This is a genomic window from Trichocoleus desertorum ATA4-8-CV12 (genome assembly GCA_019358975.1).
Lineage (GTDB): Bacteria > Cyanobacteriota > Cyanobacteriia > FACHB-46 > FACHB-46 > Trichocoleus > Trichocoleus desertorum_A.
Genome location: JAHHIL010000056.1, coordinates 1 through 20,601 on the forward strand (window position 1 = coordinate 1; position 20,601 = coordinate 20,601).

A 20,601-nucleotide genomic window follows, 5' to 3' on the forward strand; every position below is an offset into this window, starting at 1 on the left:
AGGAATCAAATTGCTGGCTGAGGAATTAGAATCCTATCTCCCCTTCTGGCAACGGTCTGAAACTTTACCCAAATGGGATATCACCATTCTTCCTGCTTGACAGGGGTGTTATTTATTTGCAACCCCCCTGTAACTGCCATAACTCCTCAAAACAACTCTTAAGGCCGATCAAAATCAGAAGCAGGTCGGAAACTCTGCGCAGGTACTCCCTGAAGCGCCTGCTCCATAAAATCACGCCAGATCGGAGCCACCAAGGTTCCTCCGGTTGCTCCATAACCTAGAGGCGAATAGTTGTCATTTCCCACCCAAACTGCCACCGACAGCTGCGGCACATAGCCCACAAACCAAATATCCCGCTCGGAAGAAGTGGTGCCTGTCTTACCAGCAGCAGGTCGGCCTAGACGGGCCGCTGTCCCCGTTCCTCGCTCAACGACCCCCTGCAACACACTATTGAGAGAGGCTGCGGCCCAAGGATCAAGCACCAACTGGGGCTTAGGAGTATTGTCTAACAGCAAATTGCCGCCACTATCCGTAACTTGGGCAATAAAAGTGGTCTCGGAATGCCAACCATTATTAGCAAAGGTGGCATAAGAACCCGCCATTTCTAGAGGGGTCAAGTCAACCGAACCCAGGGGTAAAGAAACCACAGGCTCCATTGGACTCTTAATCCCTAATGTCCGACAAATTTCAATTACCTTATTCAGGCCAATCTCCTGGCCCAGCTTCACTGCTGGAATATTTCGTGACATTTCCAACGCGCGACGGATACTCATCGCCCCGGCAAAGGTGCCATCGTAGTTCTGGGGTGAATAGTATTCGTAGCCATCTGGATAGCTGACAGGCGAGTCATAAACGGTCGAGTCAGGGCCATATTTGCCAGAGGCTAAGGCAGCATAGTAAACAAATGGTTTGAACGCAGAACCTGGCTGTCTCAGGGCTTGCACTGCCCGATTGTACTGGCTCTTCTTGTAATCGACCCCACCCACCATCGCTTTGACGAAGTGAGTCCTAGGGTCAACCGCGACTAGCGCCATCTGATCGGCGAGGTAGGAGAGACGATAGTGCCCACGAGTGACTGTGTCCTCAGCAATTCGCTGAAGCTTGGTGTCAATCGTAGTCTGCACCCGCATGCCACCCTTGATCACCGCATCCCGCCCAAAGCGTTTGGTCAATTCTTGAACCACAGCCTCAGTTACATAAGGCATATTGCTGGATTGGAAAGAGGTAATCTGTCCTAACTTCAGCGGTTGCTTACGGGCGGCTTCTTCCTCTTGAGGAGTAATCCATTGCAAATCTCGCATGCGGCGTAGCACAGTCAGTTGGCGCTGCTTGGCCAGCTTGTAGTTAACAAAGGGACTGTAGTTTTCTGGAGCCTGAATTAACCCTGCCATCATGGCGGATTCGGCCAGGTTTAGCTCAGAAGCATGCTTGCCAAAATAGCTTTCGGAGGCAGTTTCAATCCCATAGGTGTTATGGCCCCAATAAACCTGATTCAAGTACATTTCTAGAATCTGGTCTTTGCCCAAGATCTGCTCCAGCCGTAGAGCTAGCACTCCCTCTGCCACTTTGCGGCTAAAAGCCCGTTTGGGAGATAGAAACAGGTTTTTGACCAACTGCATGGTCAAGGTAGAGCCCCCTTCAACGGTTCTGCCCTGCTCCAAGTTAGCCATGAAGGCCCGCACTACCCCGATGGGGTTGATACCGTGGTGTGAGTAGAAGTGACTGTCTTCAATTGCGATGACAGCTCGCTTTAATTCTGGAGAAACTTTGTCTAAGGGGACAACTTCTCGGTTCGCTTCTCCATGAATACTGGACAGCAGCTTGCCCTTAATGTCATAGATGTGGGTAGTTTCGGTGGGAACATAGCTACGAAGGACACGTACGTCGGGTAGGTTGCGGAAGCTAATCGCTAAACCAACCAACCCTCCAGCTAGCACAGAGCTGGATAACATCGTGATCCCTAGGAGGGTTCCGCCCGTAACTTTGGCCACTGCCTGCACAAAGTGCAACGCAGGTGCTGGGTGGGTCGATGGCTTCTGTCCAATAGTGTTAGATGACACGGCGATTTCACTTCCTCAACACAAAAGGCATTATTTAAGATCAAGCATTCCGAAGCGGGGGCTTCCGGAGAATTTTACGGCGATCGCCCTGCTGCGATCTGATAGATCCTGTAGATTTTGGCGCAGAATTAGCAGGTTCAACAATCTGTTCAACTATCTTAGGTGAGACGATCAAAGCAAATAAGGAATAGATTAGCCTCAATCTTCAGATTGAGAAGGGTGAATCAAGTTTCAAGATTAGGGTTGAGCTGCTACAGGTATTTCTGAAATCTTGGCAATATAGTAGTCTGACTGTTGAGCGTTTGCCATATAGACTGTCTGAGCACTGAGTCTGCACCAGTTTGCCCAAATTTAGATTTTTCGTATCTCTAGGCCATTCATTACCAGTGAGTTTAGCGAACCCCGTTGCCACATTGCAAAATATGACCTCTTTTGAAGCATCTCGCGTTGAGCCTAGCCTCGCATGGCTATATCGGGGGACGAATGAAATATTCCCGAATCGAGCTGACAGCAAGGACCCAGATGAAAACTTAGTTCAACGCCTAACCCAAGCGGACAGGCCACTGCGGATTAAGTTTGGTATCGACCCAACGGGAGCCGAGGTTCATCTAGGGCACAGCATTCCTATACGAAAGCTGCGAGCCTTCCAGGATGCTGGGCACACCGCTGTTTTGATTATCGGGGATTTCACCGCTCAAATTGGTGATCCGACAGGCAAGTCTGAGGTGCGCCGACAGTTAACGGCAGCAGACGTAGCTCAAAACGCTCAAACTTATTTCGATCAAGTTCGACCCATTCTCGACTTTGACACACCGGGTCGCTTAGAGATTCGCTACAACTCGGAGTGGCTTGCCAAGCTAGATTTGTCGAAGATTTTGGACTTGCTCTCAACCATGACGGTGGGGCAAATGCTGGCCAAAGAAGGCTTTGCCGAACGTTACGAACGGGGTAATCCGATTTATCTGCATGAATTCCTCTATCCCTTGATGCAGGGCTACGACTCGGTAGCGGTGCAATCAGATGTGGAGCTAGGTGGCACCGATCAGAAATTCAATATTGCCGTAGGTCGGGACTTGCAGCGCCACTTTGGCCAAACGCCTCAGTTTGGTTTGTTAATGCCGATTTTGATTGGGACTGATGGGGCGCAGAAGATGTCTAAGTCTTTGGGCAACTACATTGGCTTGCTCGAAGACCCCCTGACTATGTACTCGAAGCTAGAAAAAGTACCGGATGCGCTGTTGCCTCAGTACTTAGAACTGCTGACCGATCGCTCCTTAGACGAGCTGCCCGAAAATCCGCGCGATCGCCAGAAGCATTTAGCCCTAGATGTCGTGGGACAGTACCACGGATCAGAAGCCGCCCTTGCCGCTCAAAAAGCTGCTTTAGATTTGATTGGGGGAGGCACCGCTCAAGGGAATGCGGTTCGTGAGTTTTCTTTAGCAGACATCCAGTTTCCCGCTAAGCTGTTCTATTTAGTCAGTGCCAGCGGTCTCTGCAAAACTAGCTCGGAAGCGAGGCGGCAAATTCAGGGAGGGGCTGTGAGGTTAGAGGGCGATCGCTTGGATCAAGCAGACCTCACCTTCGACTCAGCCGACGAGTTGCACGGACGGGTGCTACAGCTCGGTAAAAAGAACTTTGTCCGTCTCGTACCGTGAGGACGCATGTCAGTTTCAGAACGAATTATTGTGCCCCTAGATGTGCCCACCGAGGCAGAGGCGATCGCGCTCGTGGATCGCTTGCCCCAGGTCAGTTTCTGGAAGGTGGGCTTGGAGCTTTTTGTCAGTAGTGGCCCAGTCATCCTCACTGCCCTCAAAGAGCGAGAAAAACGCATCTTTTTAGACCTAAAGCTGCACGACATCCCCAATACAATGGCAGGAGCTTGTCGAGCCGCCGCTAAGTATGGCGTAGATTTGCTCACAGTCCATGCCACAGCCGGGAAGACAGCGCTAGAGGCATCTCAAGCGGCGGCTGAAGCAGGAGCGATCGCAGCGGAACTCCCTGAACCCAAATTGATTGCAGTTACTCTTCTGACCAGCCTCTCATCTCGGATGCTAGCCTTTGAGCTAAAGGTGCCTTTAGAGCTGCCAGAATATGCCTTACAGATGGCTCTACTAGCCCAAGAGAGCGGCTTAGCAGGAGCGGTTTGTTCTCCTCAAGAAGCTGAACAACTACGGCAAACGTGCGGTGATGACTTTCTCTTAGTCTGCCCTGGGGTACGTCCGACTTGGGCAGAAGCAGGGGATCAAAAAAGAGCCATGACCCCAGCCGAAGCTTTACAGGCAGGAGCTAGCTACCTAGTGATTGGTCGTCCGATTACGGCTGCTCCTGACCCAGAAGCCGCCTTTACCCGAATTTGTGATGAGTTGGCGGGCGTAGCGTGAGGAGAAACGTAGATGCGGTCATGGAGCATTGCTAAGTTAGCCATCCCGATTCTCTGTGGATTTAATCTTCAGCTAGGAGCGATCGCGGCTACTGAGCCTCCAAGCTTACCCCCTCCGAGTTTCCCCGTAGAACAGCGCCCTTCAGGTTCCATCACACTCCCTAGACGTACAGCTTGCCCAAGCGAATTCCAGCCCCTAGTGGCCTTGCTCTTGCGGGACTTACCTGGTTATATGAACCGATTCCACCATCGGCTCATGCGGCGCGATCGCTCGACGAACTCACCCACCTATGTACTCCTCACCAGCCCTCCAGATTTTGAACCCTTGACCTTGGGGCCTGGGGCATACCAACCAACTTCTCCACCAGATGCTGAAGGAGTCCACCAAGTTTTTTTCACAACCCTAGAGCGTCAGTACACAGCCGGAAAAGCCGTCCAGCTACAAGGTTATCACTGGGTTTTTTTGACCCAAACTGTCAGCGGTTGGCGCTTAGCCATGATGTTTTCCCACTTTGGCCCCTATCCTGCTACTCGCCCGCCCTCGCCCCCAGAAAACAGTAGCCAAGGCATTACAGGCCAAGCAATCCGCACCTGGCTGCGAGACTGCCGCGCTGGATACATTCGGCCCTTATAGGCAACTTTTAGTGCCAGCCTGGACCCAGAATCAGCCGACAGAGTTGCCCCGGATCTCATCAAGCTTCGTCCGAACCACTTGGACATCCTGCCACATTTGCCACTTGGGGCTTCCTGGTTCTCGCGATGGATTTCGCAACAAATACGCAGGGTGCAGAATCGGCATACAAAGACGACCTTCCCACTCTAGCCACTGACCGCGAATCTTAGTAATACCCCGCTTATCACCAGTCACTCCGCGAACCGCTGTGGCTCCAGTCAGCAAAATAATTTTGGGGTCCACCATCCGCACCTGCTCCATTAGGTAAGGCCGACAAGCTTCTGTCTCATCCGGAGTTGGGGTACGGTTGCCAGGGGGACGGCACTTGACCATATTGCAAATGTAAACATCCTCATCCGTAGTCAAACGGACCGATGCCAAAATCTTTTCGAGGAGTTGTCCAGCCCGCCCGACAAAAGGCAACCCTGTCTCGTCTTCGTTTTGTCCAGGCCCTTCTCCGATAATCATGATGGGCGCTTGTAAATTGCCCCGTCCCACGACTGCATGGGTACGGCTAGCGCCTAAATCGCAGCGCTGGCATTGATTACAATGGACAGCCATTTGCTCCATCGAGCTGTAAATACCCGCAGGAATCGGTACTTTGGCACTAGTGGGGATCAGATCGGGGTCAAAGTCCGCAGGTGCAGGAGCTGCGGGAAGACCTGAAACATCAAAAAGGCTAATTTGTTCTTCGCTGGACATGAATTTTGACGGCAGATGTATCAGAGTTTTCCTACCCAAAGTATCAGGATGGAAAAAATTGGTCAGCAAACTCAATTCGCTAAGATTTATAAATTCTAGAACCAATTCCCCACGCTTGAGCGCTATCGCTAGATGGAATGTCGAGCTTTAGCGTTATGTGAATCACTTGTAGCCAACTCTTGTAGCCAACCAGTTAAATCAGTCAAGATAGGGGCAACGTTATTGCTGAGCGCTGGAGGGATAAATGCTACCTTCTCCGCTATTTCGCGATCGCGAAGCAGCTGGTCAAGAACTAGCCCTGGCAGTTTTCGAGGAATTTACCCGACTAACAGCAGCAACCAATCCAGACTGGCAACCTTTAGCCACTGCTCAACCCATCGTTTACGGGTTACCTCGCGGTGGAATTCCAGTCGCCGCTGCGATCGCCGAGAAATTAAACTGCCCTTTTGACGTAGTCATTGCCAAGAAAATCACTCGTCCCGAAGATCCGGAGCTAGCCATTGGAGCCATTGCCACCACAGGAGAAGTTCTGTGGACTCAGCCTCAACCTTGGCATCTTCACCGCACCAAAATTTATCAAGCCGCCTTGCAAGCAACGCTAGAGAAAGCTCAACTGCAACTCACTCAGTTTTCCTCCATCCGTCCCCAGACCGAACCAGAAGGAGCGATCACCATCCTAGTAGATGACGGTATCGCCACAGGCATGACCATCGCTGTTGCGGCTCAAGCTCTGCGCCAACAGAAACCCGCCCAAATTTGGATTTGTGCCCCAGTTGCCCCCTTAGAACTTGTAGAATGGCTCCGCCAATGGAGCGATCGCCTCATCCTCCTTGCCACCCCCCCAGACTTCTCCAGCGTCAGCCGTTTCTACCAAAATTTTCCTCAAGTAGAGTTAGGCGAAGCCCTAACCTACCTGCAAAACCAATCCCACATCATTCGCTCTCCATAGAACTAGACCTAACCGCCAAGCAGCTAAAAACCTTTCTGGAGGAGGTCTGGAGGACGCAGCCGTCCTTCAGCGGGGGTTTGGGGGCGAGTGCCCCCAAGCTCTTGGTTCTACCAGGAACCTATGAAAAAAACCATCAAAACTCCCACCCCAGGGCAGGTAGCCAAATTAAAACAGTTAGACTATTCTACGGTCAGTTCTGGAACGCTTAACTCAAACCAGGTTTAAGCCATAACTAACCTATAACTAACTGTAGTAATCAAAGTGGTGGACAGGAGATGAGACGCTGGCAATCTTGGTGGGACACCTTAGTACTGGCAAGTAGCAGTAACCCACCCCAATTTGTGGAATTATTGATGCTCCTGTTAGCGATCGCCCTCCTACTCGTATGGGGAGCCAGCGATGTAGTTTGGGGCCTTACCAAAGGCTGGCCCTACCTAGTGTTGAGTTTAAGTTACGCGATCGGAGCAGCCGTCTCCACTTTAGTGCGGGAAGCCCTCACCCCTTCCTCACAACCTCGTATTACCCAGGTCACTGCCGTCCTACTACTGATTATCAGTTGTTATAGCTTTTCAGATTTGATGCGTTACTTTTAAGCCTACGCAATCCGTCAACGAGCTATTTCAGCAAAAACTAGCGTGTGGTTGTCGCTAAAATCTTTTGGTAAGACTGAATCATTTGTTGAGCGATCGCAGGCCAGCTATAGTGTTGCAGTGCATAGACCTTGGCTCGTTGGCCTCGACGCTGACGTTCTGCCCTATCCTTCAAGGCATCCTTGAGCAAATGGGTCAAAGCTGTCACCTCGCAAGGCCCAACCCAGCCTGCTTCTGCCTGCCGCACTTCCTCACAGATATGCACCTGGTCTGAAATTACTACAGGTGCGCCCATTGCCATCGCTTCCGCCACCGCAATGCCAAAGTTTTCGTAGTAGGACGGTAACACAAACAAATCAGCATTTTGCAGCAATGCAGCTTTCGTTTCTCCGGAGGCGAACCCAGTCACTGTAGTGTGGGGAGCGAGCGGGGAGGCTTGAATTTGGCTCCGAATCGCCGCTTCATAATCTGGATCTTGGGGGTTTCCACCTGCCAGGACAAAATGAAATTCGATTTTTTCTGCTAGCAAAGTTTCTAGAGCAGGCAACAGCAGATCCAACCCCTTCTTAGGGTCAATCCGGGACATAAACAGAACGAGGGGGCGATCGCTGGGAATGCCTAACTGGGCGCGAATTGCTTCGGGGTGAGCAGACAACTCCGGTAAGCTCACACCCAGCGGCATGACTAAATCTTTAGTGGTCAGCCCGAATCGCTCGGAGATTTTGGCTTCTTGGTCACTGGTGAAGTGAATTGCTGCGGCCCCAGCCAGATTAGGCCGCTCTAGCAACGCTGCATAAATCTGCTTTAGTTGTTTTTTCTTGCGTAGATCAGCGGGATCAAGAGTTCCCAGCGGACGCAACAGATAGGGTAACTGTTGCGATCGCGCGATCGTAGCTGCCGCCGTACTCACAGGTGAAAACAAGGCATGAATATGGGCCAAGTCGAATGAGTGAGCATGTTTAGCAAGCCATTGCAGCAAGCCCAAAGAGAATTTGTAGCGGCGGAAAGGTGAGCAGCGAAAGTAGCGGATTTGATAGCCATCTTGTTCTACAGAGCGATCGAGCGGCACTTCTAACGGAGCTTGGCCTGCATCCCCATTAGAATCTGTCGTGAGGATCGTCACCTCTACACCCTGAGCTGCTAGAGCACCGGATAAGCCCAACACCATTTGGCTTGGCCCTCCGTACACAAGTGAAATGGAAGGCACAATTTGCAAAACCCGCAGAGGCTGGTTCACGCTGCAAGCAACTCCTTGTAAAAGCTCAATAACTGGCTAGCCAAAGCTTGGTTGGTGTACTGGTTAAGGACTCGTTCATAGCCTCGCTTCGCCAAGTTGGTTGCCAACTCCGGTTGCTCGATTAATTGCCGCAAGCAATCTTGCAACGCTTCAGCATTTCCTTCTGGAAAGACCAAGCCCGCATCCCCAATCACATAAGGAATTTCTCCAGAATCCGAACCAATCACCGGAACTTGGCAAGCCATTGCTTCAATCAGCACATGGCCAAATTGCTCTTTCCAGCCCACTGAGGTCAAGGTTTTGAACTGATAGGTGGTTTCTGAAGGTAGCACCAGGGTATTCATTAAATTGATGTACCGCTGCACTTGATCGTGCGGGACGCTCTCAATCCAAATTAGCCGATCTGCTAAGCCTTCTTGCTGCGCCCAGTTAAGGAGAGTCTCCTTTAAAGGACCTCGACCCAAGAGTAACCATTTCCAGGGACGATCGCGCAATCCCGCCAAGGCTTTCCCTAAGGTTAACAAGCCTTTTTCTTCCACAAAGCGACCCACAAAACCCACCACAAACTCAGACGGCTGAATACCAAGCTGAGCCGCTAATTCTGGCTGAGGTTGCGGTCGAAATAAAGTTTCATCCACTCCCAATTGCGGCATCACACGGGCAGGCCCTTGATATCCATGCTGTTGCAAGATTTCCACGCCATCCTGATTCCCAGCCACCAAGCCATGTGTATGGCGCAAGTTATAAGCTTCAATGGCGGAAATAGGGAACTTCAGGCTGTAAGGTAGATTCCACCAAGTAAAAAACAAATTTTTAGCTTTCAGACCTAGCAAACGATTTAGCGTAATTAGTTGGCTATAGCCGATCGCCTTTGATCCCTGCTCTACTTGAATGATTTGGGGTCGAAACTGGCGTAGCAACGTGATCAGATCTTGCCCAAAGCACAGCAGTCCTTGATTGTTCTGGCTCAAATTAGAAACTGGAACAATCCGAAACGAACCTTCCTGGCGAGGCTGAGTTTCGATTATGGTGTTTTGCACACCCCCAGGTCGCCAACGTTGAGGCACGACAATCGTCACTTCAATATCTGGCTCCAAGCGGGCCAGCGATCGCAACTTCTCACAATTGAGATCAACGATATAGGTATGGCTAGCTACTAAAATTCTCATGGCTGTCTAGAATTTACTGTTGAACCCTACCTTTGCCTTTACCTTTTAGTCTGAAACCAATCAAACCTAACCCCCACCCCCTTCCTAGTAGCAGGGCTGTTTCCTACAACGAAAGCGTTCCGAACCAGGCCCCCCTAGCCCCCCAAATTTGGGGGGAACAAGACTCAAAGTCCCCCAAATTTGGGGGATTAAAGCCCTGACGGGCATACAAGAAAAGGGGGCAGTGCAGGGAGTTAAACCACATTTCAATTTTTCCTCTTGTAACATGAAACAGCCCTGCTTCCCTAGTAGGGAAGGGGAGCCAGATTCAAAGTTGCTTCTCTTAAGACTCCAAGGAGCTAATGGCTGTGACTGGTTCGTCTAAAGATTGGTTGAAAACTGGTGCCTGCGTCCCTCTAGCGTTCTGATCCAAGTGCGTATAGGTTTGACCATCATCCCAAAGGGATTGAATCAAAGTCCAAACAGCGCTGAGAAAACCTAAGAAATAGAACCCAGCGCGACTCAAAATCTTTAAGGGAGAACCACTCTTGTGACAAGGTGGCCGACCTAGAACGTGACAATCGAATAGGCGGGCAAATAAGCGCAACGATTGAATAGGTGTGAGGTTTTTTAGCCCTAACAGAAAGTGGTTGTGGTAGAAGGTGAGCTGATATTGCAGCGATCGCGTGCTGATATCGTGACAACCTCCGGTTTCTTCCCCTAAATGCACCAGGTGAGCTTCTGGGTCGTACCAAATACGGTAATCCGTCTGGCGAATATGCAAACAAAAGTCAGACTCTTCTCGCACCGCACTGCCCCGAAAGCGCTCATCAAAGTGCAGGCCATGCTGCTCAAATAACTCCCGCCGGAACGACATATTACAGCCTCTAGCCGTCAGAACTTGCTGAGGTTTAATCGTGTGAACCAAATCAATGTGGTACCAAGCAACCCCTGGGTCCATCGCTTCGGGGGGCAAATACTCAATGACGCGGCTTTTCTTCGATTCAGTCAGCTTCATGCGATCGAAGACCCGCCCAGCCACAGCTCCGACATCTGCTTGCTCCATGTAGTTTCGGGCATGCGTCGCCAGAAAACCAGGCGTGAGTTGCACATCATCATCGATAAACAAAATGATGTCACCTGTAGAGCGCCGCACGGCGTAGTTTCGGGCCCCTGGCAGACTCGCCCAATCCACCCGGAACCACTGAATCTTGCCTGCTGTTGCCAGTTGATCAAGGTAGGCTTCAGTCGCAGGCTCATGAGTGCGAGTTTGGTCTACTACCAATACTTCAAAGTTAGGGTAGTCCTGTGCCATCACATCAACTAGTGTGTCTCGCAAAGCCTCCTCACGACAATAGGTGGGAATAATCACCGAAATCGCAGGCCAAGCTATTACATCTGAATTTTTTATCGCGGTTTCAGTTGAATAGGTCATCTAAGCTTTAGTACTCACTAGGTTTTTAGGTTCTTCCTGAAGGCTCTGCCTCTGTGATCTATCTCCGTAATCTGTCCCGTAAGAGGACACAAAACATCAGGGGGAAAACATGTTTTCTCTTTCGCGCTTACAAAGTAGTTGATACTTTGGTCTTTTTTGATCGCCTCCCCTTTTTCTTACCAGCTAGTTCCTCAGAGGCCTCTTTGAGTAGCTTTTCTTGGCGATCTAACTCTGGCAGCTTCAAAATCACACCTGCAAAAAACCAGTAGTAAACAGCCACTGGATCAACATCTAGAGGGTAATAGTAGGTGTTATAGCTGATAAATAAGACAAACACCCAGAAACTCGCACCATAACTTCGTAAGCTGCGATCGCGTACGGAGCGATAAGCCTTAAAGGTAACCACAGTCAAAGTTGTAACTAGCACCAAGAAAGCCAGCACTCCTAACGGCCCAATTTCATACATCACCTTTGGGTAGTACGTCTCAATCAGCTCCGCATTGCCTAAAGCACGAGCCGCATTGGTCGCCCTCCCTAACCCCTTACCTAAAAAGCCTGCTCGATTCGCTACAAACTCAAACTGCTGGATGATAAAGTCCTGAGGTGGTGAAGCATCCCAGCGGCTTTGGAAACTTTCGATCCGCTCTTGCACCACTGCTGGATTGGCAGCCATGGCAATACTCAGAAGCAAACCCAACCCAATCCCTACAGGGATAAAACGTTTGAGGTTCGCCACTTGTCCCGTCAAAATCAGCAGGATCACCGTAGTGGCTGGCACGAGGGCCAAAGCAATTCTTTGCCCTGAAAGAGTAGACATAATAAAGGTAGCGGCCATTGCAGACAGGCCAGCATTCCGCCACAAAAACGAGGGATCGCTAAAAGCAGCAGCAAAACTGATAAAACCACTAGAAATGAGAAACCACCCCCACTGCCAGGGAGCCACAAAGGTGCCAGGTAAACGAATTTGGCCTTGCTCAGGGCTATAGAGTAGAGAGCCACCCACCAAACATCTTGCCTCTAGAGAAGCCCGAAATAGCCCTGCTCCTGTCGCTACAGTTCCTGCACAGCGACCTGTTTTCAGGAAAGTATATTGCATGAAAGCCAGACCACAGCATGCCAAAATCAGCACAACATGCAGACGGATAAGAAAGTGGAGGTCTTTTTTGTCGCGAATTAAGTAGTAGGCACAGACAATTAAAGGAACATAGCCAATCAAGACTTTAAGGCCCAGGATTCCCATTGCAAATGGCTGCTCGGCTCCAGTAGCTGCCATCTGTTGAGAACCATTGACAAAAATCAGGACTAATAGGCAATAGGCAAACAAGATGCCTAAAGGTGGCATGAGTTGTTTGGGAATCAGGAAAGGGAGGCGTTCGCGCCGACAGTACTGAATTGTGCCAATCAGTGCCGGAATAAAGAACGCATCCTTGGCTAGTTGGAGCAGTGGGCTATTACCAATTGCGTATGTAACAGTTCCACCGAAGGGTAGGTAGATGAGAAGACCCCACATTGCCTCACGGGGATACCTGAATGAAAGGCTGAGGCAGAGCAGCCCTGCGGTCACGCCAATACCGGGCTTTGGATCTCCATTAATGATGCCGACGCACAGGCCCGCAACTGCACAGATTAACAGGGCGAAAATAGTGTAATTAACCAGTTCTTTGCGAGCTTGAGCTGCTTTTCGCTTCTGAGCCAGCCGCTCCTTCATACTTAGCGGCGGTGTTTCGTCATTTAGAATCTTTTGCTTTGACTTCAGTTTTGATTTGGGCATAGCAAAACTATGAGGCTGATCCTGTCCTTAATCTCGACTTGGAGCCATAACCAATTATGGTCAACCAATTAGGGCACCTTCTATCAGGAGAAACTAGCGGCAGTTTCAGGAACAATTTGGAGTGTTGTACCAATTGCGTGGATTTTTTCTAAGTAAACACCAAATAGAGTTGAGAAACAGCTAGGTTATCAGGATCAGTAGCGGAGACAGGAGCCTAATAATTGTGACATCTGGGATTCCGTTTCGGCGACTGTTTTGCTTGGCTTTAAGAAGGCTTTAAAGAACCTGACCAGCTACCCTCAGAAAAACTTAACATCGATGTAATAGCTACATGTAAAAAATATTTTGTCAAGTCTAGAGTTAGTCGCTCAAAGAAATAGAGGGTTGCTGTAGTAGCTTTCGCTGCCTTCAACCACCCTCTATTTCTTAGCAAACTATCGAGCCGCTACTAGTGCTTCCGAAAAACCAAATACTGAGTAGTGCTAATGCAAATGCTCTTGTACGGCTAAAACTAGATTGTCTGCCCAGTAAGTTGCCAATTCGGCACTAGCGGCTTCTACCATGACTCGAATCACAGGTTCGGTTCCAGAGGCTCGAACTAAAATTCGGCCTTGGTTTCCCATCTGGGTTTCGGCTTGGGCGATCGCGCTTTGTAAACCATCACAGTTTTGCCAGTTCAAACGGCGATCGCGGTCTTCTACTCTCACATTCTTTAACAACTGGGGATAGGTTTGGAAGCTTTGATCCACCAGGTCTGTTAAGGAAGTGCCTGCTCGCCGAACTAAAGCTGCCAGGTGTAAGGCAGTGAGTAAACCATCACCGCTGACACTATAGTGCCGACAGAGAATGTGGCCTGATTGTTCACCGCCTAACATGGCCCCTTGGCGCAGCATTTCGGCGTGGACATATTGATCACCCACCGCAGTGCGTAGCAGTTTACCGCCTTGTTTTTCCCAAGCTCGCTCGAAGCCCAAGTTTGCCATCACCGTTGAAACGATCGTATCGCCGGGTAATGCTTGCGCTTGACGTAAGGTTTGGCCCCAGAAATACAAAATATAGTCACCATCTACGATGCGGCCTTGAGCATCTACCGCCAGCACTCGGTCGGCATCTCCGTCAAAGGCAAAGCCAATATCAGCATTATGTTGCTTCACGGCAAGTCGTAGAGGGTCGAGATGAGTGGAGCCACAGTTGACATTAATGCGATCGCCGTCAGGCTGATCATGCAGGCAAATCACTTCGGCACCCATTGCCGTAAACACCATAGGGGCCAAGTTGGCTGCTGCACCCCAAGCGAGATCTAAGACAATCCGCATGCCTTGCAAATTCATTGTAGGAAGCAGCGGCTTGTGCAGCGACTCCACATACTCGCTCAACAATTCAGGCCGATGGTAATGATGACCCCAGCGATCGCCACCCTGAATTTGTGGCTTCACATCTGCGACATTGCCCCGGATCGCCGCTTCAATTTGAGCTTGGACTGCTAGGGACAGCTTGGCTCCATTGGAACCAAAAAACTTGATGCCGTTATCTTCCGGGGGATTATGGCTGGCTGAAATCATGACACCACCCAGCGCGCCTGTCGTTTGGGCAAGATAGGCGACGCTGGGAGTGGGACATAGCCCTAAATTCCAAACTTCTAGACCAGCAGCGGTTAAGCCAGCAGAGAGCGCCATGGCTAACATATCACTGGAATTTCTGGAATCTTGGCCCAAAATGATTGGGCCTGAGGTAGTCGTCTGAGATTGCAATACACGACCCGCCCAAAACCCCACTTGTAGCGCTAGAGGGGCACTCAGCAAATCGCCTGCATGGCCTCGAATCCCATCAGTACCAAACAGAGGAGTGGCTGGTAAGTTCAGGTGCAGCGATTGTTCTGAAATTGAGGGCTTAGAAGGGGCAGACTGTACGGTTGAAATCGAAATCGAAGCTAAGCTAGGACGTTGCGTCCGGGCAGGGGATGTGACCATAAATTGAAGCACTCCACTCACAACACACTCACAGTGGAGAATAGCACTTTCCCCTGTAGGCTGCTCTACTGCCTAAGAGGATAAAGTGCACAGTCCAGCTATGAATTTGCAGGATTTTTAAAGTATCCGGTTTATAAGTTTAAGTAACGCGCTGCCCGGTGCGTTTCCGGAGAAAAATACTTTTTAGTCAAACAGTAGAGCTTGAACCTTACTGCCACCCTAGATAGGGTAATCGACCGCTTTGTGGAATTCGTTGTATTAGCCCTTAATCTTGTGGCAAACAGCAGCTTAAACGCCTACCTGGTCTAGTAAAATCTGCATCTGATCCCAAGTCAGTCCTTGCTCTAAGTAAACCGGAGATTGCGGAGTATAAGGGCTTTTCAGGCGATCGATCGCAATCACTTTAGCTCCCTGTGGCAAGATCGGCACTTCGGGATCAAACGCGGTAGGGCGCATGAGAGAACTAGAGAAACCCTTAAAAATCGTAATTTCGTCTGGTTCTCCCTCAATCTCAGCCTGTACGATCAAAACTTCTTGAGGGCGCTTGATGGTGTACTGCTCTAAACGGTGTCCAATTGAATTCATGACTGCCTCTGCTACGAAAATGTCATTTTCCTAAGATTGGGAGAGTTTCTAAGACTAAGCTAAAAAACTCCCCTGAAAGCCATCATAGGAACACCAACATTTTCTGATGCAGTGAGCCTGATGAATTAACGATCGACTGAACCCATAATGATGTCGATGCTGCCCAAAAGGTGAACCTATGGGATATTACTGAACTCTGACTTGAACTAGCCACCTGAAAAGTCACAAAAAAATGGAGCAGGTTTTTCACCCACCCCATGCGATCGCTGGATTACAGCGTAGAAACTAATGAGTAGCTAAAAAGTTAGCGATCGACTGAACCCATAATGATGTCGATGCTACCGAGAATTGCCACAATATCCGCAACCTTTACGCCACGGACAATATGCGGCAGGATTTGCAGGTTGTTGAAGTCAGCAGCCCGGATCTTCCAACGCCAAGGGAAGACAGTATCATCCCCGACAATGTAGATACCAAGTTCTCCTTTGCCACTTTCTACTCGGACATAGTGTTCACCACTGGGGATCTTGAAGGTGGGAGCAATCTTCTTACCAATAAATTGGTAGTCAAACTCATTCCATTCTGACTTCGGACCCGCAGACATCCGCTTGGCTTCTAGGTTCTCGTAAGGGCCACCTGGTAATCCCGCGATCGCCTGACGAATAATCTTGACCGATTCGCGCATCTCACGGATTCGCACGACGTAACGGGCAAAGCAATCGCCTGCGGTTTCCCACTGCACGTCCCAGTCAAAGTCGTCGTAGCACTCGTAATGATCGACCTTACGCAAATCCCACTTCACACCAGAAGCCCGCAACATCGGGCCAGAGAGACCCCAGTTAATTGCTTCTTGGCGGCTAATGGTGCCTAGCCCTTCAACCCGACGGCGGAAAATGGGGTTGTCAGTGATCAGACGCTCGTACTCATCCACTTTGGGCAGGAAGTAATCGCAGAAGTCTTCGCATTTGTCTACCCAACCGTAGGGCAAGTCAGCGGCGACTCCCCCAATGCGGAAGTAGTTGTTGTTGACCATGCGGTAGCCAGTTGCAGCTTCCCACAGGTCATAAATCAGTTCCCGTTCACGGAAGATATAGAAGAAGGGAGTTTGTGCACCCACGTCAGCCAGGAATGGGCCAAGCCACAGCAAGTGGTTAGCAATGCGGTTCAGCTCCAGCATGATCACGCGGATGTAGCTGGCTCGCTTGGGCACAGGAATATCTGCCAGCTTTTCGGGTGCATTCACCGTCACTGCTTCGTTAAACATCCCCGCTGCATAATCCCAACGGCTCACGTAAGGAACATACATGATGTTGGTGCGATTCTCAGCAATTTTTTCCATGCCACGGTGCAAGTAGCCAATCACTGGCTCGCAGTCCACCACATCTTCCCCGTCCAGGGTAACAACCAACCTCAACACACCATGCATGGATGGATGGTGAGGCCCCATGTTCAAAACCATGGGTTCTGTGCGGGTTTCAATTTTTGCCATCGGTGAGCAGTCTCCCCTTTACGTCGTTTCGGCAACCGCACCTATCAGTGGTCAGTGGTTAGTGGCAAGTTGAAACGATCCATCTCGGAATCGTAGCCAGAACTCATCACTAAGGGTGGCGGATGGGCACGGTCTGGTATGCACTAAATTTATTGCATTTTCTTAATTAATTATAGAGAGTCGCGGTTCCCAAAGGTGGCTGTACATGAGCCAGCGCTAGATTGATTTTGCGAACTACAGCTATCGACAAGAATTGATGGTCTAGGCGATCGCCCATCCACAAACCTTCAAATACGCCTAGAAAAGCGATCGCCCGCATATAGAACCCATTTGAGATCTCAAGGCGAGGCTGCAAGGCGCTTGAGCATTAGCCTGCCAAAGCAGAGATTGAGCTTCATGATGGCATGAGATAAAGTTCTCTCAAAGTTTTTTACTAAGCTTTTACAACGCTCCATCCAAGCATTTGAGCGTTGTTTCGCTCACTCCTGCGGCTCGCCACTGTTTGTAGAGCCAAAGGGGTTCAAGAATTGCCCATTCTTCATCTGTAAGACTGCTGGACTCAGGAATAGTTGCTGGGTTAGAGAGCTGCCAGCACCTTAATTCAAACCCGTAAAGTGTCAGATGGGTTCTATACAGTTTCGGCCCTGCTTTACCAGTTGATCATGCGATAGGAAAGACCATAAAACTGCTGACCCACCATCCGCTCAATCTTTTGGCGGTCTTTCTCCGTAGCATGCCCAATCTCAAGCATTGCCTTTCCCGGACAGCGCTCAATATCTTGAACCATGACCTGAACGTGTCCAGGATGAACACTCTCAATTTTCCTAACCATACTTGCCTGTTCGTTCAGAACCTGCTGAATCTTAGACCTTTCTGTAAGGCTGCTACAAGGCTTCAAGATGGCCTCTACCCAGGTGCAACCGGAGAGACTTCCCATTACCAGTACAAACCCAACCCAGAAAAACCGACTCCGCATCATCGTTCACCCTAGAACTGTTGTAGCAATCAGGAGAACTACTGTTGCTTTGCTTCCTAATAGCTCATTAAGTGTAGCCTTTCACTTCACAAAATGTGCGAGCCATTTCGTATTAACTGACACAACAGAACTATAACCTCTTGCCTGGTAATTGCTCAGCTAAAATACGGCTTACCATCTCTTTATGTTTTACAGGAATGGCTAAGCTCGTAAAGTTTGGCAATAGAGGAAAGCGTGGTTTAAATCGGATCGTCAACACATTTGATTTATCTGTTTCCCAAGTATACGAATTTATTCTTTGCCATCTCATGAGCGAATACATGTAACAAATACCGTTCTCTCTAAACTCAAGTTTGTTTAAGCCTAGAGCCAAACAAAAGCTAACAATCGACCACCAATATACGAGTCTAGAGAGCGCTTCCAGGCTAACATATTCCGGAGTTTCATTTAGAGCTGGCCTCAAAAATAACCATGTCACAAAAACTAAAAATGCAACCTCAATCAAGCCAAGCCAGAATAGAAATTTGCTCTGTGGACTTCTTCCGGCATCTGCCAGTAAAAAACCAGCTTTTTGCTTTCTAAAAAACCAGCTAATCCACCATGCACTAATCGCAACAGCGTATAAGATGTGGAAGGTTACCCAACCATAACTTCCAAGCAGTTGAACTACATAGATAAGGGCGAATCCAGGCAGAAGGAAAAATAAAAACAAAGTAATTGCATCGCGGGAATTTCTACGGGCGGCTTCGCGTCCTAGCATTTGTTCTTCTGTCAGATAGCCAGACCAGAATGAACCAGCTATCAGAACTACAAAAAAGATTGATAACGCCCAAAACCACCCCATAGCATTTCGCTCAGCTCAAGAAATTTTGGCATAACTCCACATAGCAATAATAAGAGATTGCCGAAATTGATAACCCGACGACCCTGACCTTGAAACTCCCTACCAAAACGTCTTCTACTTAACCAAAACGGTTGCAAGGTCTAGAAACCAAAGCCTAAAGCCAGCCCTTAACCGTAGAGGAAGCTTGGGATCGAGCCACATTAACTTTAGAAGTCTGAGGCTCAGCCGCCGCAATTCCTCTGTTACAAGCAGTGCTGTCAATGGACACTGGGTATGTCGCAGCGCATTACACTCTGGGACAAGCGTTGTTGGAGCAGCAAGATGCCAGCGGAATTGAACACATCGAAAAGGCGATCGCGGCTCGGTTTGACTGGGCCTCATCGGGATACGAACTGATTTTGAATTTTTTGTCTCAGCAAGGGCAAGCGGAGCAAGCTCAGATTTATCAGAAACGGGCGGAACAGCACTACGAGACCCTGATGTTGGCGAGACGAGAGCGTTCTTCCGTACAAGCCAGCGACGAATTTCAAGCCCATGATTACTCAGCAGAGACAATTCAATCTCTGGTAACGCAGTTAGCTCGGTATGATCAATTGAAAGAGGCATACTTGGTGCGGAAAGTGGTGCAATACTTTCCGGAAGACGCTTTCTATGTACTAGCGGTGAGACGCCAGTTTAAAGTTTGGGAGACAAGCACCGAGCTAGCCGATCAAAAATTCATGGATCAGCTTGCCAACGGTCTGGAATTTCCGGGGCGAACCTACATCACACTGCTGAACAACACCACCAAAATTTAGAAAAGAAATTACACCAAGTAGCGCCCACAGCGATTTATCAACGACGATAAGGAATCGGCATGACCACGGACTCCCAAGAACTACTCAACTCTGACACACCCGCTTTCGTCCATGTCTCAGTGTTGAGCCGAGAGTTAATCGCAGGCTTGGAAGTCCGGGCGGGCGGCCAGTATTTAGATGTGACGGTGGGTGGCGGTGGGCACAGCCGTTTAATTCTAGAAGCTGCGTCAGATGTCCGAGTCACAGCCTTGGATCAAGACGAACAAGCGATCGCCGCCGCGCAAGCAAATTTGGCTGAGTTTGGCGATCGCGTCCAGTTCTGCCACCGCAACTTCGCTACTTACGACCCTGGAAGCCTACGATTTGATGGCATCATTGCCGATTTAGGCGTGAGTTCAGCCCAGTTTGATATTCCCGACCGGGGGTTCAGCTTTCGTCACGAGGCCAACCTCGATATGCGGATGGATCAACGCCAAGACCTCACCGCCGCAGAGGTGATTAACTTCTGGGATGAAGTTGAACTGGCAAATATCTTCTATAACTATGGCGAAGAACGGCTCTCGCGCCGGATTGCCCGCAATATTGTAGAGAAACGCCCCTTCCAAACCACCACAGAATTGGCAGAAGCGATCGCTCGTTGTGTCCCTCGTTCGTACCGCTATGGCCGCATTCACCCCGCAACCAGAGTGTTTCAAGCGTTGCGGATCGTGGTGAACCAAGAACTCAAGGTTTTAGAAACGTTCCTTGACACGGCACCAGGTTGGTTAAAACTAGGTGGCAGAATTGGCGTGATCAGTTTTCATAGCTTAGAAGATCGACTGGTGAAGCACAGGCTGAGAGATTCACCGTTGCTCAAAATATTGACCAAAAAGCCAATTTTGCCCCAAGCCGACGAACTTGAGAGTAATCCGCGATCGCGCTCAGCCAAGTTGCGATTGGCCGAACGGCAACCAGACTAACTCATCAATTAGGACGATCCAGCCTGAGCAGTTTTC

The 20,601-nt window shown here is 49.7% G+C and carries 19 protein-coding genes and 1 pseudogene; 7 read left to right on the forward strand and 13 right to left on the reverse strand.

What is annotated here, in order from left to right:
- Positions 1 to 158: 158 nt before the first annotated feature.
- Positions 159 to 2,060 carry a penicillin-binding protein 1A gene (locus tag KME12_24170; protein ID MBW4490874.1) on the reverse strand — a complete coding sequence of 634 codons (1,902 nt, stop codon included), beginning with the start codon at positions 2,058 to 2,060 and terminating at the stop codon, positions 159 to 161.
- 422 nt (positions 2,061 to 2,482) lie between these two features.
- Between KME12_24170 and KME12_24175 the strand changes: the two genes are divergently transcribed.
- Genes KME12_24175 through KME12_24185 form a run of 3 tightly spaced genes read left to right on the forward strand, consistent with a single transcriptional unit; the run spans position 2,483 to position 5,074 of the window.
- Positions 2,483 to 3,715 (forward strand): tyrosine--tRNA ligase, encoded by a 1,233-nt coding sequence (locus KME12_24175; protein ID MBW4490875.1) that lies wholly within the window; start codon positions 2,483 to 2,485, stop codon positions 3,713 to 3,715.
- A 6-nt stretch (positions 3,716 to 3,721) separates the two neighbouring features.
- Entirely contained in the window at positions 3,722 to 4,441 is a 720-nt protein-coding gene (pyrF, locus tag KME12_24180) for an orotidine-5'-phosphate decarboxylase (protein MBW4490876.1), read from the forward strand.
- A 12-nt stretch (positions 4,442 to 4,453) separates the two neighbouring features.
- Positions 4,454 to 5,074, forward strand: a complete 621-nt coding sequence (locus KME12_24185; GenBank protein MBW4490877.1) for a hypothetical protein — start codon at positions 4,454 to 4,456, stop codon at positions 5,072 to 5,074.
- Positions 5,075 to 5,104: 30 nt separating this feature from the next.
- Here KME12_24185 and KME12_24190 read toward each other — a convergent pair whose 3' ends face one another.
- Positions 5,105 to 5,815, reverse strand: a complete 711-nt coding sequence (locus tag KME12_24190; protein MBW4490878.1) for a uracil-DNA glycosylase — start codon at positions 5,813 to 5,815, stop codon at positions 5,105 to 5,107.
- Between the two features lie 244 nt (positions 5,816 to 6,059).
- Here KME12_24190 and KME12_24195 point away from each other — a divergent pair, with 244 nt between their 5' ends.
- Positions 6,060 to 6,764 carry a phosphoribosyltransferase gene (locus KME12_24195; protein MBW4490879.1) on the forward strand — a complete coding sequence of 235 codons (705 nt, stop codon included), beginning with the start codon at positions 6,060 to 6,062 and terminating at the stop codon, positions 6,762 to 6,764.
- 275 nt (positions 6,765 to 7,039) lie between these two features.
- Positions 7,040 to 7,357, forward strand: coding sequence for a hypothetical protein (locus KME12_24200; protein MBW4490880.1), 318 nt, complete (start codon positions 7,040 to 7,042; stop codon positions 7,355 to 7,357).
- Positions 7,358 to 7,394: 37 nt separating this feature from the next.
- On the opposite strand, the gene hpsP is transcribed toward KME12_24200, so the two are convergent.
- The 11 genes and pseudogenes from hpsP to KME12_24255 form a co-directional block, all read right to left on the reverse strand.
- Complete coding sequence (gene hpsP, locus KME12_24205) at positions 7,395 to 8,579, reverse strand: hormogonium polysaccharide biosynthesis glycosyltransferase HpsP (GenBank protein MBW4490881.1); 1,185 nt, start codon at positions 8,577 to 8,579, stop codon at positions 7,395 to 7,397.
- 8 nt (positions 8,580 to 8,587) lie between these two features.
- A complete protein-coding gene (gene hpsO, locus KME12_24210) occupies positions 8,588 to 9,760 on the reverse strand; it encodes a hormogonium polysaccharide biosynthesis glycosyltransferase HpsO (GenBank protein MBW4490882.1) in 1,173 nt (390 codons plus the stop codon).
- Positions 9,761 to 10,082: 322 nt separating this feature from the next.
- Entirely contained in the window at positions 10,083 to 11,132 is a 1,050-nt protein-coding gene (gene hpsN / locus KME12_24215; GenBank protein MBW4490883.1) for a hormogonium polysaccharide biosynthesis glycosyltransferase HpsN, read from the reverse strand.
- Positions 11,133 to 11,301: 169 nt separating this feature from the next.
- Positions 11,302 to 12,945: a hormogonium polysaccharide biosynthesis protein HpsL gene (hpsL, locus tag KME12_24220; protein ID MBW4490884.1), complete on the reverse strand. Its 1,644-nt coding sequence runs from the start codon at positions 12,943 to 12,945 to the stop codon at positions 11,302 to 11,304.
- 482 nt (positions 12,946 to 13,427) lie between these two features.
- On the reverse strand, positions 13,428 to 14,915 hold the full coding sequence (locus KME12_24225; protein MBW4490885.1) for a phosphoglucosamine mutase: 1,488 nt from the start codon (positions 14,913 to 14,915) through the stop codon (positions 13,428 to 13,430).
- A 288-nt stretch (positions 14,916 to 15,203) separates the two neighbouring features.
- Positions 15,204 to 15,500 carry a hypothetical protein gene (locus KME12_24230; protein MBW4490886.1) on the reverse strand — a complete coding sequence of 99 codons (297 nt, stop codon included), beginning with the start codon at positions 15,498 to 15,500 and terminating at the stop codon, positions 15,204 to 15,206.
- 304 nt (positions 15,501 to 15,804) lie between these two features.
- Complete coding sequence (locus KME12_24235; protein MBW4490887.1) at positions 15,805 to 16,989, reverse strand: NAD(P)H-quinone oxidoreductase subunit H; 1,185 nt, start codon at positions 16,987 to 16,989, stop codon at positions 15,805 to 15,807.
- Positions 16,990 to 17,155: 166 nt separating this feature from the next.
- The gene (locus tag KME12_24240) at positions 17,156 to 17,344 is read right to left on the reverse strand and encodes a hypothetical protein (protein ID MBW4490888.1); all 189 of its coding nucleotides are present in this window, start codon (positions 17,342 to 17,344) and stop codon (positions 17,156 to 17,158) included.
- Positions 17,328 to 17,462: pseudogene (locus KME12_24245) on the reverse strand (transposase). Before KME12_24245 ends, KME12_24240 begins: the two are co-directional and overlap by 17 nt.
- Before the next feature lie 176 nt (positions 17,463 to 17,638).
- Complete coding sequence (locus KME12_24250) at positions 17,639 to 17,821, reverse strand: hypothetical protein (protein ID MBW4490889.1); 183 nt, start codon at positions 17,819 to 17,821, stop codon at positions 17,639 to 17,641.
- 274 nt (positions 17,822 to 18,095) lie between these two features.
- Positions 18,096 to 18,809, reverse strand: coding sequence for a hypothetical protein (locus tag KME12_24255; protein ID MBW4490890.1), 714 nt, complete (start codon positions 18,807 to 18,809; stop codon positions 18,096 to 18,098).
- Between the two features lie 260 nt (positions 18,810 to 19,069).
- Between KME12_24255 and KME12_24260 the strand changes: the two genes are divergently transcribed.
- Both KME12_24260 and rsmH read left to right on the forward strand, forming a co-directional pair.
- On the forward strand, positions 19,070 to 19,606 hold the full coding sequence (locus KME12_24260; protein ID MBW4490891.1) for a hypothetical protein: 537 nt from the start codon (positions 19,070 to 19,072) through the stop codon (positions 19,604 to 19,606).
- A 59-nt stretch (positions 19,607 to 19,665) separates the two neighbouring features.
- Complete coding sequence (rsmH, locus tag KME12_24265; GenBank protein ID MBW4490892.1) at positions 19,666 to 20,565, forward strand: 16S rRNA (cytosine(1402)-N(4))-methyltransferase RsmH; 900 nt, start codon at positions 19,666 to 19,668, stop codon at positions 20,563 to 20,565.
- The last annotated feature ends 36 nt before the right edge of the window (positions 20,566 to 20,601 follow it).

What these genes read in the sequence shown, in the direction of transcription:
- KME12_24255 (MBW4490890.1), bottom strand. Translation starts at nt 18,809, where the DNA reads ATGGGGTGGTTTTGGGCGTTATCAATCTTTTTTGTAGTTCTGATAGCT.
- KME12_24175 (MBW4490875.1), top strand. Translation starts at nt 2,483, where the DNA reads ATGACCTCTTTTGAAGCATCTCGCGTTGAGCCTAGCCTCGCATGGCTA.
- hpsL (MBW4490884.1), bottom strand. Translation starts at nt 12,945, where the DNA reads ATGCCCAAATCAAAACTGAAGTCAAAGCAAAAGATTCTAAATGACGAA.
- KME12_24225 (MBW4490885.1), bottom strand. Translation starts at nt 14,915, where the DNA reads ATGGTCACATCCCCTGCCCGGACGCAACGTCCTAGCTTAGCTTCGATT.
- KME12_24250 (MBW4490889.1), bottom strand. Translation starts at nt 17,821, where the DNA reads ATGGTTAGGAAAATTGAGAGTGTTCATCCTGGACACGTTCAGGTCATG.
- hpsO (MBW4490882.1), bottom strand. Translation starts at nt 9,760, where the DNA reads ATGAGAATTTTAGTAGCTAGCCATACCTATATCGTTGATCTCAATTGT.
- KME12_24260 (MBW4490891.1), top strand. Translation starts at nt 19,070, where the DNA reads ATGGACACTGGGTATGTCGCAGCGCATTACACTCTGGGACAAGCGTTG.
- KME12_24230 (MBW4490886.1), bottom strand. Translation starts at nt 15,500, where the DNA reads ATGAATTCAATTGGACACCGTTTAGAGCAGTACACCATCAAGCGCCCT.
- rsmH (MBW4490892.1), top strand. Translation starts at nt 19,666, where the DNA reads ATGACCACGGACTCCCAAGAACTACTCAACTCTGACACACCCGCTTTC.
- KME12_24190 (MBW4490878.1), bottom strand. Translation starts at nt 5,815, where the DNA reads ATGTCCAGCGAAGAACAAATTAGCCTTTTTGATGTTTCAGGTCTTCCC.
- KME12_24235 (MBW4490887.1), bottom strand. Translation starts at nt 16,989, where the DNA reads ATGGCAAAAATTGAAACCCGCACAGAACCCATGGTTTTGAACATGGGG.
- pyrF (MBW4490876.1), top strand. Translation starts at nt 3,722, where the DNA reads ATGTCAGTTTCAGAACGAATTATTGTGCCCCTAGATGTGCCCACCGAG.
- KME12_24185 (MBW4490877.1), top strand. Translation starts at nt 4,454, where the DNA reads ATGCGGTCATGGAGCATTGCTAAGTTAGCCATCCCGATTCTCTGTGGA.
- KME12_24195 (MBW4490879.1), top strand. Translation starts at nt 6,060, where the DNA reads ATGCTACCTTCTCCGCTATTTCGCGATCGCGAAGCAGCTGGTCAAGAA.
- KME12_24200 (MBW4490880.1), top strand. Translation starts at nt 7,040, where the DNA reads ATGAGACGCTGGCAATCTTGGTGGGACACCTTAGTACTGGCAAGTAGC.